Source organism: Paenibacillus sp. sgz302164 (assembly GCF_056120505.1).
On record NZ_JBVYOL010000009.1, the window covers coordinates 297,781 to 312,339 of the forward strand.

At 53.2% G+C, this 14,559-nt stretch carries 8 protein-coding genes; 6 read left to right on the plus strand and 2 right to left on the minus strand.

From position 1 onward, the window contains the following. Positions 1–5 precede the first annotated feature (5 nt). Positions 6–1,463 (plus strand): SulP family inorganic anion transporter, encoded by a 1,458-nt coding sequence (locus AC0LWT_RS17435; protein WP_474682522.1) that lies wholly within the window; start codon positions 6–8, stop codon positions 1,461–1,463. A gap of 58 nt (positions 1,464–1,521) precedes the next feature. Here AC0LWT_RS17435 and AC0LWT_RS17440 read toward each other — a convergent pair whose 3' ends face one another. Continuing rightward, a complete protein-coding gene (locus AC0LWT_RS17440; RefSeq protein WP_474682523.1) occupies positions 1,522–3,225 on the minus strand; it encodes a hypothetical protein in 1,704 nt (567 codons plus the stop codon). A gap of 251 nt (positions 3,226–3,476) precedes the next feature. On the opposite strand from AC0LWT_RS17440, the gene AC0LWT_RS17445 reads away from it, so the two are divergent. From AC0LWT_RS17445 to AC0LWT_RS17460, 4 genes are all read left to right on the plus strand, one after another. Next, positions 3,477–4,010, plus strand: a complete 534-nt coding sequence (locus AC0LWT_RS17445; protein ID WP_474682524.1) for a GbsR/MarR family transcriptional regulator — start codon at positions 3,477–3,479, stop codon at positions 4,008–4,010. A 155-nt stretch (positions 4,011–4,165) separates the two neighbouring features. Further along, complete coding sequence (locus tag AC0LWT_RS17450) at positions 4,166–5,953, plus strand: ABC transporter ATP-binding protein (RefSeq protein WP_474682525.1); 1,788 nt, start codon at positions 4,166–4,168, stop codon at positions 5,951–5,953. Positions 5,954–6,079: 126 nt separating this feature from the next. After that, positions 6,080–7,690 carry an ATP-binding protein gene (locus AC0LWT_RS17455; protein ID WP_474682526.1) on the plus strand — a complete coding sequence of 537 codons (1,611 nt, stop codon included), beginning with the start codon at positions 6,080–6,082 and terminating at the stop codon, positions 7,688–7,690. Positions 7,691–7,943: 253 nt separating this feature from the next. Beyond that, on the plus strand, positions 7,944–12,134 hold the full coding sequence (locus AC0LWT_RS17460; protein ID WP_474682527.1) for a LamG-like jellyroll fold domain-containing protein: 4,191 nt from the start codon (positions 7,944–7,946) through the stop codon (positions 12,132–12,134). Positions 12,135–13,115: 981 nt separating this feature from the next. On the opposite strand, the gene AC0LWT_RS17465 is transcribed toward AC0LWT_RS17460, so the two are convergent. Then, complete coding sequence (locus tag AC0LWT_RS17465; protein ID WP_474682528.1) at positions 13,116–13,601, minus strand: hypothetical protein; 486 nt, start codon at positions 13,599–13,601, stop codon at positions 13,116–13,118. A 267-nt stretch (positions 13,602–13,868) separates the two neighbouring features. Here AC0LWT_RS17465 and AC0LWT_RS17470 point away from each other — a divergent pair, with 267 nt between their 5' ends. Beyond that, positions 13,869–14,546 (plus strand): response regulator transcription factor, encoded by a 678-nt coding sequence (locus AC0LWT_RS17470; protein ID WP_474682529.1) that lies wholly within the window; start codon positions 13,869–13,871, stop codon positions 14,544–14,546. The last annotated feature ends 13 nt before the right edge of the window (positions 14,547–14,559 follow it).

The following is a 14,559-nucleotide window of genomic DNA, read 5'->3' on the forward strand; positions in this document are numbered from 1 at the left end:
GAGAGATGATCTTGCTGCAGTGGTTTCGACAAGGTTTCTTCGGCAACGTTCGCCAAGATCTGTTGTCCGGGTTAACCGTCGCTTTTGCGTTAATTCCGGAAGCGATCGCGTTTTCGATTATGGCGGGGGTTGACCCCATGGTCGGGCTTTACGCGTCTTTTATTATCGCGGTTACCATTTCTTTCGTCGGGGGCCGGCCGGGGATGATTTCTGCGGCGACGGGAGCGATGGCTTCATTAATGGGCCCTCTTGTGGCCCGGTACGGGATTGAGTATTTATATGCCGCCAGCATTTTGACCGGTGTACTGCAATGGGCGATGGGCGCCGCCAAGTTCGGAAGATTTATTACGTTTGTGCCGCATTCGGTCATTATCGGTTTTGTGAACGCGCTGGCCATTATTATTTTTATGGCCCAACTGCCTAACTTTGCCGGAGAGTCGTGGCCGATGTATACACTCGTAGCGGGTACGCTGCTCATTATTTACGGGCTGCCGCGGTTGACGAAAGCCGTACCTTCGGCGCTCGTTGCCATCATTGTCATGACGATAATCGCCGTAGTATTTCATATCGATGTACGTACTGTAGGCGATATGGGGACGATCAAGCAGGCGCTGCCCATGTTGCATCTTCCGCAAATCGAGGTTTCATGGGGGATGTTCCTGCATATTTTGCCATATTCGCTGGCGCTTGCCGTAGTCGGGATGACCGAGTCGCTGCTTACGGCTACCATCGTGGACGAAATGACGGAAACCAAGAGCGACAAGAACAGGGAGGTCAGAGGGCAGGGCATCGCCAACGTGCTGACCGGATTTTTCGGCGGGATGGCCGGCTGTGCAATGATCGGGCAGACGGTCATTAACGTCAAGTTAGGCGGACGGACGCGACTTTCGACTTTTGTAGCAGGGGTGTTTCTGCTTTTCCTGATCCTAGTGCTGGCGCCGGTCGTCCGGCAAATTCCGATGGCGGCTCTGGTCGGCGTCATGTTCATGGTTTCGCAGGGCACTTTTGACTGGAATTCGCTCCGCACTTTGCACAAAATCCCCCGCGGCGACGCCGTCGTCATGGTGCTTACGGTGATCATCGTCGTAGTGACATCCGACCTTGCGATTGGCGTCGTAAGTGGCGTGATCCTCAGCGCGCTGAATTTTGGTTGGAAAATGGCGAGGCTTCGGGCGGTTTCTCATTATAATAGTAGAGAACATAAAGTTTATGAAATTTCGGGGCAGCTGTTTTTCGGTACGATGAGCCATTTTGTCGATTTGTTCGATGCGCACGGGGATCCTCAGCATGTGATCATCGATTTGCGCGCTTCCCACGTATGGGATCAATCGGCCGTGACGGCGATTTCGAAGGTGATACAGAAGTACGAGCAACTTGGCAAAACTGTCGCGATTACCGGCTTAAATCCGGAAAGCCAACAGTTGGTCAATCAGGCGGGGCTGTCATCCAACCAGCCCAATTAAAAAAGCGGCCTTATCCGGCAGTATGTAACTGCTGGGCAAGGCCGCTTTTTCTAAAGGTTTACTTTTGCACTTGATAACCAGGGGTGCTGATGGCGTCCGCGATCTTCGAAGCGGCTTCAGCGTAGTACTTGTCGGCATCGGTTTGGGAAGCGCGGTTCTGGGACACTTCGTATTGAAGATCCTGTTTCGCGAGATCCGTCAGCTTCTCATACAGTTTGCCGGGCTCCAAGGCGGCTGAAGCTTCGAGGGATTTGCCCCCGCGCAAGTCGCTTAATACGTCTGCCAAATCTTTATCGGCAAAATTGGCCGTGTCAATAATCACTTTGCCGATGCGGTTAGTGACGATTTTTTCCAGATCGGAAGGAGCGGGCTTGGCAGCTTCCTCAGGTTGGTATCCCGGGGTGCTGATAATGTCCGAAATTTTCGCGGCGGCTTCGGCATAATACTTGTCGGCATCGGCTTGAGAAGCGTGGTTCTGGGACACTTCGTATTGAAAATCCTGTTTCGCAAGATCCGTCAGCTTTTCATACAGCTTGCCGGACTCCAGGGCAGCCGAGGCTACGAGAGATTTGCCTGAACGCAAGTCGTTTATAACGTCTTTTTCATCTTTATCGGCAAAATTGGCGGTGTCCGTAATAATTCTACTGATACGGTTTGTCACAATTTGCTCCAGGTCGGAAGAAGCAGCCTTGGCTTCTTCGGGCTGATACCCTGGCGTACTGATAATGTCCGAAATTTCCGCAGCGCCTTTGGCGTAATATTTATCGGCATCGGCTTGGGAAGCGCGATTTTGCGACACTTCAAACTGAAGATCCTGCTTCAACAAGTCCAGCAGTTTTTCGGACAGTTTGCCGGGCTCCAAAGAAGCAGCCGAGGCTACTAGGGACTTTCCTGAGCGCAGATCGTTCAGTACATCGGTATCATCTTTATCCGCGAAAGATGCGGTAGCCGAAATAATGTTACTAATCCGGTTCGCTACAATTTGTTCCAGATTGCTGGAAGCAGGTTTGGCAGCTTCGGGTTGGTAGCCTGGCGTGTTGATGATGTTCGAAATTTTTTCGGAAGCCACAGCGTAGTACTTGAGTGCATCGGCTTGGGTGGCGACGTTCGCAGAAACCTGGTATTGGATTTCTTGATAAACGGCATCCAACAATTTTTTGCTCAGTTCGCCCGGGTCCAAAGGTGAAGAGGCAACCAGTGATTTGCCTGAGCTCAGATCGTTCCGGACGTCTTTTTCATCTTTATCCGAAAGCACAGCGGAATCCAGAATAATGCGATCCAAACGATTCAAAACGATATGGGCCAGAACGGCCTGGCCGTCAGTGGATGCGACCTGATATCCTTGCGTATCGACAACTTGGCTTAATTTTTTGCTTGCGGCTGTTTCCCCGGCTTGTAATTGGTCTTTCGGAATGATTCCGAAGCCCACAGCTTCCTGCAGATCGGCGTTAACGATATCGCTCAATCTTTTCAAAATGTCGGAGCTGCTAAGACCGGATGCCTGAGTCAAGCTTTGTCCGCTCGCAAGGGAGGAATAGATGTCGCTCTCTTTTTTTCCGGAAACGTAAGCCGTATCCCCTACCAAAGTGGAAAGTCTGTAGCTAATAAGCTGGCTGGCGAAGGAATCCGCTTGAAGGGTTGAAGCGGAAGCAGAAGCAGTGGTTTCGGCGGCAAAAGCTTTACCGGCGGATGCGGCAGTTCCCGACAATAACAGAACAGCGGCAAGAGTGCTGGATGTTAAAATTTTTAGTGATTTTCTCATAAAAGGCTCTCTCCTTTTTCTCTGTGAAATGAAGCTTAAGTAGTCGATAATGTATTTATCGTTAACTACGTTGTTAACGTGAATAATAATACTAAATTTATCCTGCGTCAATTCCTAAAAATGGAATGTCGCAAAATGTTCACAAATTGAAAATACAATAAAATATTTTTCTCATGGTTGACTGGCATGTTGCTTTTGTCTATGATAGTGGCAAACATACTCGAAAAATGCGAACAGTAGGAGCGTAAAGAATGGATACTCATGATCACTCTTTCTGCGAATGGAAGCAAAATATAAGTGATTTTTTGTCGTTAAGCTACGAACGCAAGGGGTATAGTCCGCTGGTTGGGAAAATATTTACCCAGCTTTTGTTCGCTACGGAACCGCTCAGTTTACAGGATTTGGTTGAAGAAACGGGTGTTACCAAAGCTGCGGTAAGCATTCAGATCCGCCATATGGAAAGACTCGGCATGTGCCGGAAGATGCCCTCAAGCAATGACCGAAGAGATTATTACTATATGTCGGAGACTTATATTTTGAAACACGCCCAGCGCATTATTTACGATCTGGAAATGTTCCAGACTTGGGCCGACAAAACGGTCAATGAAATATCTTCGGTTGCAACCTCCGATCCGGATCAACAGAACGAGCTTCTGCGCTTTAAACAACGATTCTCGCCAATTGCCGCTATGTACAACAAATTGCTCCCGGTTATCAAAGAAGTCGAGGAAGAGTTCAGGAAGAGAGCGGCGGATTCCCGCAAAAATATTGAAAACCATACTTGAAAGCCTGGTATCGTTCCGTTCGCGCGGTTGTATCAGGCTGCTTCGCATTTCCCTGGAAAATGTATGCAGGGCTCCCAACTTTCATTCGTTTATATTCAGTTAATAAAACGCTTATATACTCCATCTTGTAAATCACGCAAAAGGGAGTAGAGAGTATGAAAACAAAACAGGCGAATTCAACCGCTCGTACCGATTGGAGAGCGTTCTTTCGGCTTCTGATGCAGACGAATCCTCCGAAGCTTGTGCTCGGCATAGCATTAGGCTTAAGCGTCATTTCCACACTTGTGGGGCTTGTCATTCCGCTGTTTACCAAAAATGTGGTCGACAGCTTCTCCGTCAGTTCGCTCAGCCAGGGGCAGATTCTCGGGATGGCGGGAGCTTTTGTCGCGCAGGCTTTGGCCTCCGGGGTTTCGGTCTACTTGCTGGCTTATGCGGGGAACCGTGTTGTCGCGGGGATTCGGGACCGTCTGTGGAAAAAGCTGCTCGTCCTGCCGGTTCACTTTTACGACAGCCGCCAGACCGGGGACACGATCAGCCGGATGACGAACGATACGTCTGTTATTAAGGGCCTTATTACCGAACATATGACAGGTTTCGTCACAGGCATCATTTCGATTGTCGGCTCTATTGTCGTGCTGCTTTACATGGATTGGAAAATGACGCTGATCATGTTCAGCGTGTTCCCGATCGCGTTCGTTATCCTGTTTCCGCTCGGCAGACAAATGTACAAAGTGTCCAAAGACATGCAGGCCGAAACGGCAAGCTTCACATCCGTTTTGAATCGGGTGCTGTCGGAAATTCGTCTCGTGAAAGCGGCGAACGCCGAGCCGGGCGAGTACCGGGAAGGGGCTTCCGGCATCCGGAAGCTGTTCCAATACGGGCTGAAAGAGGGCAAAATTCAAGCGCTGATGGCGCCGCTCGTCTCTTTCGTCATGTTGATGCTGCTTGTCGTGCTCTTCGGGTACGGGGGAATGCGGGTATCCTCGGGAGCTATTTCCGCGGGGCAGTTAGTCGCTTTCATGCTGTATTTGTTCCAGATCGTGATGCCGATTACGCAGATTACGCAATTTTTCAATCAGGCGCAGAAGTCGCTGGGAGCTACGGACACGATTCTGCAAGTGTTAGACCACGAGGAAGAGGACCTGTATTCCGGCGATCCGGTGACGGACCCGGCACAGCCGATCCGGTTGGAGCATGTAACGTTCAACTACAAGAATGAGGAGCCTGTGCTCAAAAATGTAAGCTTTACGATGGAGTCGGGCAAGGCGACCGCCATCGTCGGTCCGAGCGGTAGCGGTAAAACGACGCTGTTCTCGCTTCTGGAGCGGTTCTACACCCCGCAGGCCGGAAACATCACGATCGGCGGTGACTCCATCGAGCGGTTCTCCCTGCATTCATGGAGGAGCCAGATCGGTTATGTGTCGCAGGAAAGCCCGCTGATTGCCGGTACGATCCGCGACAACATTTGCTACGGAATGGAACGGGAGGTCACGCTCGAAGAGCTCGAACGCGCATCCCGGATGGCGTACGCCGATGCGTTCATTGACGAGCTGCCGATGAAATACGAGACGGAAGTCGGGGAGCGCGGCATCAAGCTGTCCGGCGGGCAGCGCCAGCGGATCGCGATTGCCCGGGCGCTGCTGCGGAATCCGAAAATTTTGATGCTCGACGAAGCGACCTCAAGCCTGGACAGCAAATCCGAAGTCGTGGTGCAGCAGGCGCTGAACAACCTTATGCAGGGCCGGACGACGCTGGTCATCGCCCATCGTTTATCCACGGTCGTTGACGCCGATCGCATCATTTTTTTGGAGAAAGGCGTTATTACCGGCAGCGGTACCCATCAGCAGCTGCTTGAGTCGCATGAGCTGTACCGCGAGTTCGCCGAGCAGCAGCTCCAGCATCCGGCGAGTCCGCAGCTGCAAACGGAAGCCGAATTTCACTAAGCTAGGAAAAGGCATCTCTGCCCAGCGCCATTTTGGGGGAGATGCCTTTTTTGTGCAGCGCAGGAGGAAACCGTTCGATGTCGAATACTTATTTTTGAAAGTATGGGTGGAGGTGGAAATTTTATCGTGCAAGTACAAGCAAACAGGGAACTCTTGATAAGCTGTGTGGGCCTGTCGGCCGTGATGGCGCTGATGATCGGTTTGTACGGCTCAAGGAAGGAACCGCACATCGTTGCCGTTCTGACTGTATTCATTTGGCTGGCAGCCATCGGCATGCTGTATGTCATCTATCGGCGGTTGTCGATCAAGCTGGCTCACAAACAAAATACGATTGCCTGGATGATCGGCCAAATTCCCGGGGGCTTTCTGTCTGTCGACAGCCGCAATAGGGTGGATTTTGCGAGCGAAGGCGCCCTTGAGCTTATCCGGTCATTGACAAACCGGGATCAAACGGCGATCGGGGTTGATGTCAGCGAACTGTTTGCGCAGGCGGGCATTCAGGAAGAAATCCGCGGTATTCTCGGGATGATCCGCAGCGGGGAGAACTGCAGCAAAAAGCGGATTACTGTACAGGAAAAGGCGCTATTGTTCAACGCCGCTCCCATTATCGACCCGCATACAAGGCAAATTGCCGGTGCCATGATGCACATGCAGGATGTATCGGCTGCCGCGGCTGCGGCCAATCAAGCCAAGGAGTTTAATGACAGCGTGCTCGGAGATGCCGTTCATCTTCAGACGCTGCTTGATCTTCTGCCGCTTATGGTACTCGCTGTGGACAAGGATGAGCGGATTACGATCGTGAACGAAGCGTTCCTGGGCTATTTTCCGTGCTGCAGCCGGGGCAGTTTGATCGGAACGTGCTTCCGGAGTTTTGTCGCGCGGCAGGGAGGCAATTTTGAAGAAATGGCTCTAATCCAAGCGCTGCAAGGATACCGGACGGTTGCGCAGGAAATTGAGCTGAACGGGAGAATCTTTTTGAGCTATGCTTACCCGGTGACGGAGAATGGGCATGTAATCGGCGCAGTGGGCGTCTTTCAGGAGATTACGGAGGTCGAAATGCTGAAGCATGAGCGAAGCCAAATGGAAAGGCTCAGTCTTGTCGGACAAATGGCGGCCAGCATCACTCATGAAATCCGTAACCCGATGGCGGTGATCAGAGGATTTATTCAACTGATCAAGGAGCGCACAAGTCCCGATCTTCAGGAATATTTCGCCATTATTCTTGAGGAATTGGACCGGACCAACGAGATCATCAACGACTTTTTATCGTTGGCCAAAAACCGGGTCGTACTGATGGAATCGGATAATATGAACAGAGTCATCAGATCTTTGTATCCGATGATTGTGGCGGACGCCAACTTGCGGGGGATCGAAGTCGATATGCGGCTGGACCATGATGTGCCGGATATGCTGCTGAACGAGAAGGAGATTAAACAGCTGATTCTCAATTTGGTGCGCAACGGTTTGGAAGCTATGGACGGCAAGGGTGTCATTAAGCTTGAAACGCATGTGGCGGACGAGCAGGTGGAAGTAGCCATTACGGATACCGGATCGGGTATTTCCGAAGAGAAGCTGCAGCGGATTTTCGAACCTTTTTACACATCCAAGGAAAATGGGACCGGCCTGGGCCTCCCGGTATGTCTGAGCATTGTCGAGCGTCACAAAGGAAAGATGAATGCGTTTTCCACCGAAGGCAAGGGCACTGCCTTTATCATGACATTTCCGCTGCACACTTGAGATTGGAAGGGGGGGGATAAGGTTGGACGGGGAATAGCCTCTTTGTTGGAGGGGTTATTCTTTTATTTTACAAAATTTTGAAAAGATTCGTATTGACAGCGCATACATATCTCTTTATATTATAGTTAAATCTCTATTATTTCATATTTTTATAAAATAAAACGAAGGGGGTGGTCGGCGGCCAAGAGGCGAAGCCGATTTTTGAAAGCGATTTCGAAAAAACGCTTTATAACAGCCGAAAAGGAGGATTCAGTTGAAGAAATTTTGCATTCGCATGCTTTGCTTATTTATCGTTCTTGGGACAGTGCTGCCTAACCTCGCTTTTGCCGATGCCGTGCCGCCGGGAGCCGGTCCGGTTGCGGATTATCCCTTCGATCGGGATTTTACAACGGTTACGGGCACTACATACGTCATCGCGGACAGCACTGTAAACCACAACGACGCGGCAGCTCATGGAGGCGTGACATGGGACGCAGCCGGGAAAATGGGCGGTGCCGCGGTATTAAACGGAACGGACGGATACATCGAGCTTCCCGGCAATGTGACCCGTTCGGCCGATTTTACGTTTGCGGCATGGGTCAAATGGGACGGAACCGGCGGCGGCTGGACCCGCATTTTTGACTTCGGGGGGCCTGGCGGCTTTATGTATCTGACTCCCAGAGGCGCAGGCGACAAGCTTTATTTCAGTATTTACCAGGGTACGGATCAGACCTTGACGGGCGCTGCATTTCCGGTGAACGAGTGGACTCATGTTGCGGTAACGTTGGAAGGCGATGTCGGCAAGCTGTATGTGAACGGAGAATTGCAAGCGACCAACAATGCCATGACCTACAATCCGGACGCTTTGAACGCGGATGCGAACTGGTTGGGCAAGAGCCGTTTCGCTCCGGCGGATTCGAATTTCAGCGGCAGCATCGATGAGGTGTATATAGCGAACCGGGCCTGGAGCGAGAATGAAATTATAGGCGCATTGATCAGGAATGCTCCCGCGCCTGCGGCGAATAAGCTTCCCAAAATGGATCTGGGCATCGTACAAGACGAGAACAAGTGGACGAGCAACAATACCCATGACGCCGAGCTTATCAAAGTGAACGGCACTTATTACGCATTTTCGACAGACTTTCTGTTTACGGGAGCCGATAAAAAATATTACCCCGACGGCGTCGTGAAGCCGGGCATCCAAATTCGCAAATCGCCGGATCTCGTGCATTGGCAATTTGCGGGTCGCGTCTTTGACCGCGTATCGGACGAAGCGCGGCTCTGGTCCGGAAATACGGAATTTTGGGCGCCTGAAGTTGTGCAGATGAACGGCAAATTTTATTTGTATTATTCCGTTTCCGGTTTCGGTACGCGGAATTCTTATATCGGGCTGGCGACAAGCGAGACGATCGAAGGGCCGTGGCATGATGAAGGGGCGGTTTTCAAGACCAAAAGCGCTGATGACCAGCAAGTGAACGCCATTGATCCGAACATTGTATTCGATGCGGACGGCAGCCCCTGGATGGCGTTCGGCTCGTTTTTCGGCGGCATTTACATCGCCAAGATCGACCCGCAGACCGGCAAACTGGTCCAACCGGGCAATAGAGGCAAGCTGATTGCCAAGCGTCAGGGCGATACCGGAATCCCCGGTCCTGGCATCGAAGGCCCCAACATCATTTACAATCCGGATACGGGGTACTACTATTTGACGGTCAGTTATGAATCGCTGGGCGATACGTACAACGTTCGTGTGGCAAGATCCCGGTCCGTCGACGGCCCTTACGTCGATTATAACGGACATGACATGATCGATACGACAGGATCGAAGGAAACCGGCACGAAAATCATCAACTCCTACGCGTTCGAAGGGGACGCCGGGTGGGCCGGTACAGGCCACGATGCGTGGCTGAAGGACGGGAACAACTACTACATTGCGCATAATGCGCGTGTCGGCGAAGAGCCGCTCTGGTCCGAGCTGTATATACGCAAAGTTTTATGGACGGACGACGGCTGGCCTGCAGCATCCCCGGAGCGCTACGCGGGGGAACAGGAACAAGCCGTATATAAAGCGCAGATTGCAGGCGAATGGGAGCAAATCGTTCTCGACCGCAACGACGACGGCAAGCGCAAATCGTCCGTCATCACGCTGCTGGCCGGTGGCGCGATCGGCTCGCGCGACAGCCGCAATTTTTGGCAGCTAAGCGGCGGTAATACGCTTACGCTTCACTGGTACGCGCCGGATGCGGCCCCGGGCGGTTACTGGATCGACACGGTGAAAATCGCTCCGGCCTGGGATTGGGTCAAGTGGGCTCCGACCCTTGTATTCACAGGCCTGAACCAGTCCGGTACTGCGGTCTGGGGCAAAAAGCTCGGCGAGCTGTCGGATGAAGGCAGCGTGGCATCGGCCAAAGAAAACTTGTCCATCGGAGACGTGACAGCGGTGAAAGGCGACCTGGCACTGCCGGTTACAGGCGTCCGCAATACGAGCATCCGCTGGAATTCGAGCAATCCGGATGTCGTCGCGGCGAGCGGCAAAGTGAATCACCCGCCTTTTGGCTCCGGCAATGTCCAAGTGACGCTTACGGCCACGATTGTCAAAGGCGCGGCGAGCGCTGTCAAAACGTTTCAAGTCACAGTGCTGCCGGCGCCGCATGAAGTCATTGCCAAGTATTCATTTAACGATAGCGGGAATCTGCTGGCTGACAGTTCTGTGAACCATGAGAATCCGACGGCGTTCGGCGGCGTTACCTATGACGCTTATGGCAAAGCCGGCGGCGCGGTCAAGCTGAATGGGACGGACGGATACCTCAAGCTGCCGAACAGTGTCACCGATACCGCGGATTTTACGTTCATGGCTTGGGTCAAATGGGGCGGAGGCGGCGCGTGGCAGCGGATTTTTGATTTTGGCGGCACAGGCGGTTTCATGTTTCTGACTCCTTCCAAAGGCGGGGAAGAGAAGCTGTACTACACGATTTACAAAGGCACGGATCAGACTTTGATGGGGGGCTCCGCGCTTCCCAAAGATACATGGACGCATGTCGCCGTTACGATTGAGGATCACACCGGTACGTTGTATGTAGACGGACAGGCGGTTGCCGTGAATCCGAATATGACGATCAATCCGCAGGAACTGCTCGCGGATTCCAACTTTATAGGGAAGAGCCGGTTCCCCGATCCGACTTTTAACGGTTCTCTGGACGATGTGGAAATTTTAAGAAAAGCGCTGACCGCGCAGGAAATTCAGGAGCGGATGAATCATCCGGTACAGCCCGCGATGGATAACGGAAGCGGCAGTGGCAGCAGCAGTGGTACGGGCGGTACTTCCGGCGGTGGGGCAGACGGCAGTTCAAGCGGCATCGCGGAAGAACAGGCCGTAGTGAGCGAAGCCTCGTTTATCAAAGGCGCAGATGGCGCGGTTTCCGTAAGCATCGCTAAAGTGGCCAAGCAGGTGTCGATTCCGGTGAACGTCCTGCGCAGCTTGTCGGGGTCGTCTTTGGAACTGAAAAAAGACGGCGTTTCCGTCCGGCTGCCGAAAACGTTGATGGACAAGTGGCTCAGTCAGATAGCCGATGCCGACAAGCCGAAGACGAACATCCTCGTCGGCATGGAGCAAGTCACCGGAGCCTCGGCGGAGCTGTTGAAAAAGCCGGCGGGCACTGAAGTGCGGCCAGCCGGCGCCATCGTCGAACTCCGTCTGCAAATCGCCATCGGCGATAGTCGGCCTGTGACGATCAGCCGGTTTGCCGAAGGAGTTGTGCTGAAGCTGAAAGCCGGCGTCAGCGGAAGCGGCGGGCGGCATTTGCAAAACGTCTATGCTATCGCTGACGACGGAGCTTTGGAGTACGTGCCGGGTCAGTACGCTGACGGTTATTTTACCGCCGCGGTCTGGAATGCCGGCCGATATGCCGTGTTGGAATACGACAAATCGTTCTCCGACGTCCCGGATAGCCACTGGGCTTCGCTAACGATCAAAAGGATTGCGGCGAAGCAAATTGCCGAAGGCGTCACTGGGTCGGTCTTTGAGCCCGAAAGAGACGTAACCCGCGGGCAGTTCGCGGCTTTCCTGGCCCGTACGCTTGGATGGACGGCTCCAAAAGACGCTAATTTCGCAGACGTCGAAGCAGGAAGCGGGTATGCCGGTTCTATAGCGGCGCTGACCGAGGCCGGCATCATTAGCGGCCGGTCGGATACCCGGTTCGCGCCGACGGAGCCGGTCACGCGCGAGGAAGCGGCGGCAATGACAGTCCGCGCATACGAAAAGTCGAAGGGGGCCGCTACTCCACGTCCCGCGGCTGCGGACTTGAGCAACGCCGCCGAAGCAAGCGCATGGGCCGAGGCATATGTCGCAGCCGCCGTGCAGGAAGGCCTTCTGCAAGGCCGGGAAAACCACAGGCTTGCGCCTCGGGAAAACATCACCCGCGCCGAAAGCATGCAATTGCTGTTGAACCTGCTGTCCAAGCAATAACGCCATGTGTGTGGGGATCGCTCTCTGTGCGAGCAGCTGCTTTTGGGCTGTTCGCCGGGGGGCGATTTTTTCGCCACTCCAAAGGCGGATGGCGCAGCCGTTTGCGAAGCGGGCGGCAAGCCCGCCAAAGAAGCGCAGGCGTTGTCCGAACATGTAACGCAGCATCGCAGGCCTGGGTTTCGCGCGTGCTGAAAAAAGCCTGCGAAAGTGCAGGCTTTTTCTACGAAAGTGGCTCGTTTTGGCGAAAAACCTGCGATTGTGCAGGAATTTTCGGATAAAATGAGCCAGAGCCCATGTGTTCGCTGAAATTACTGCACATTTGCAGGAATTTCCTGCTGCCGGCGCATCGACGAGTAAAAGCCTGCACTTTTGCAGGCTTTCTTCACACAGCCAAGTATATGTGCCCGCCTAACGGTCTGGGTGCGCCCCACGGGGCGTTTATCGCCCAGATGATATTTCGACGGAGATGGGATAATCGTCACCGAGTCGGAGCCGGTGATTATCAGCGAAGCGATTCTCGGCGCATGTTCCGGCTTCAGGCGACGCCGGTAGGCTGAGCAGCGGGGCTTTAGCCCGCCGCCGAATATGAACAAGCATCAAGGAGCCACGCAGGTGGCGCTTGATGCTTCTTGTATCAACCACCAGTTAGACTAGGGGAATTCGGGAAAGCTTGTTTTTGGGGCAGCTAAGAGCTGAAGTGAGAGCGAGAGAATGACTTGGCACTTGGCAGCACAACGAAAAAGCCTGCAAAAGTGCAGGCTTTTTCCACGAAAGTAGCTCATTTTGGCGAAAAGCCTGCGATTGTGCAGGAATTTTCGGATAAAGTGGGCTAGAGCCCATGCGTTCGCTGAAATTACTGCACATTTGCAGGAATTTTCTGTTACCGACGCATCAACCAGTAAAAGCCTGCACTTTTGCAGGCTTTCTTCGCGCTTTGCTGTGCCTGCCCAACGGCCTGACAGCGCCCGGGCCGGCTGTGCTCTATCCACCGGTGTCCTGTATGAGGGTTTGAATTTTTTGCAGCCGGATGTACTCCGACTTTTCCAGCCGCGGGCGGAAGTATGCATATAAATAAGCCGCATCGGCAAAAGTAAGCCCCGGATAGCAGACGACCTCCTGCACCGCTTGGGGGTTGTCGAGAATGACCTGCCACTCGCCCGACCGGCCCGAGTGCGGGATCGTTTGCAGCACGTGCTTCTTGTAAGCGGCAATGCTGTGAAGCTCCTGCCAGATCCGCTCCCAGGAAGGGCTGAACCGGACCGGTTCGGGAAACATGCGCTCGGCCTTCGCAAGCAGCCCCTCGATGCGGCCCATGTCCTCGTCCGAGGCGGATTTTAATTGCTCCGTAAAGCGGTCCAGCAGCAGGCGAAAGCAGGAAAAGCCCCGCTCTGTCACACTGTCACGAAACGCCGTGATTTCTTCCGTCGAGGCTGTTTTTTCAAATTCCTCAAATAGGGTCGTTAGCATCGCTTCATTAACCACCTTGATCTGTAAATTGAAGGCAAATGAAAATTCTCATCCAAAATGTAACACAATTTACAATTGAAAAAAAGCGGTTTCACCCGATCCATGCCCCTGCGCGGTTTATATTCAGTTTATAAAAACGGTTTATGCTGATTTCGTCGGGATTTCTCCAAATTTTCTCCGGGTTTCCTCCGGAATTCGTCCGGACGGGTATTCTGAGGTATGCTGGTAGAGACACTACCGAATTATAGAGAAATGAGGCTGGCTGACATGGCCCATATTATGATCGTTGACGACGATCCTTTTATCCGCGAACTGGTTCGCGTGTTTATGCAAAAAGAGGGCTTCGACGTCGTCGAAGCTTCCGACGGCAGAGAGGCGCTGGCCCTTTTGGAGACCGTGCAGGTCGATATGGTCATATTGGACATCATGATGCCCAATATGGACGGCTGGGAGCTGTGCAAAGAGCTGAGGAATCATTACGATTTCCCTCTTCTGATGCTCACCGCCAAAGGCGAAACTTCGCAGAAGGTCAAAGGCTTCGAGCTGGGCACCGACGATTATCTCGTCAAGCCGTTCGAGCCGATGGAGCTCGCCATGCGGGTGAAGGCGCTGCTCAAACGATACAAAATCGCGGCTTCGCAGACCGTCCAGGCCGGCAACCTGACGATCAACCGCAAAACGTTCGAAGTGACGGCCGATTCCGAGAGCGTGACGCTTCCGCTGAAGGAATTCGAGCTGCTCTACAAGCTGGCGAGCTATCCCGGCAAAACCTTTTCGCGCGACCAACTGATCGAGCAGATCTGGGGCTTCGATTACGAGGGCAACGAGCGGACGGTCGACGTCCACATCAACCGGCTGCGCGAAAGGTTTCCCGAGGAGCGGTACGCCTTCCGGATCAGCACGATCCGCGGGCTCGGCTACCGCATGGAGGTGCTTCGTCCGTGAAAAAAAGAAGCAA

What these genes read in the sequence shown, in the direction of transcription:
- AC0LWT_RS17470 (WP_474682529.1), top strand. Translation starts at nt 13,869, where the DNA reads ATGGCCCATATTATGATCGTTGACGACGATCCTTTTATCCGCGAACTG.
- AC0LWT_RS17465 (WP_474682528.1), bottom strand. Translation starts at nt 13,601, where the DNA reads ATGCTAACGACCCTATTTGAGGAATTTGAAAAAACAGCCTCGACGGAA.
- AC0LWT_RS17445 (WP_474682524.1), top strand. Translation starts at nt 3,477, where the DNA reads ATGGATACTCATGATCACTCTTTCTGCGAATGGAAGCAAAATATAAGT.
- AC0LWT_RS17440 (WP_474682523.1), bottom strand. Translation starts at nt 3,225, where the DNA reads ATGAGAAAATCACTAAAAATTTTAACATCCAGCACTCTTGCCGCTGTT.
- AC0LWT_RS17435 (WP_474682522.1), top strand. Translation starts at nt 6, where the DNA reads ATGATCTTGCTGCAGTGGTTTCGACAAGGTTTCTTCGGCAACGTTCGC.
- AC0LWT_RS17450 (WP_474682525.1), top strand. Translation starts at nt 4,166, where the DNA reads ATGAAAACAAAACAGGCGAATTCAACCGCTCGTACCGATTGGAGAGCG.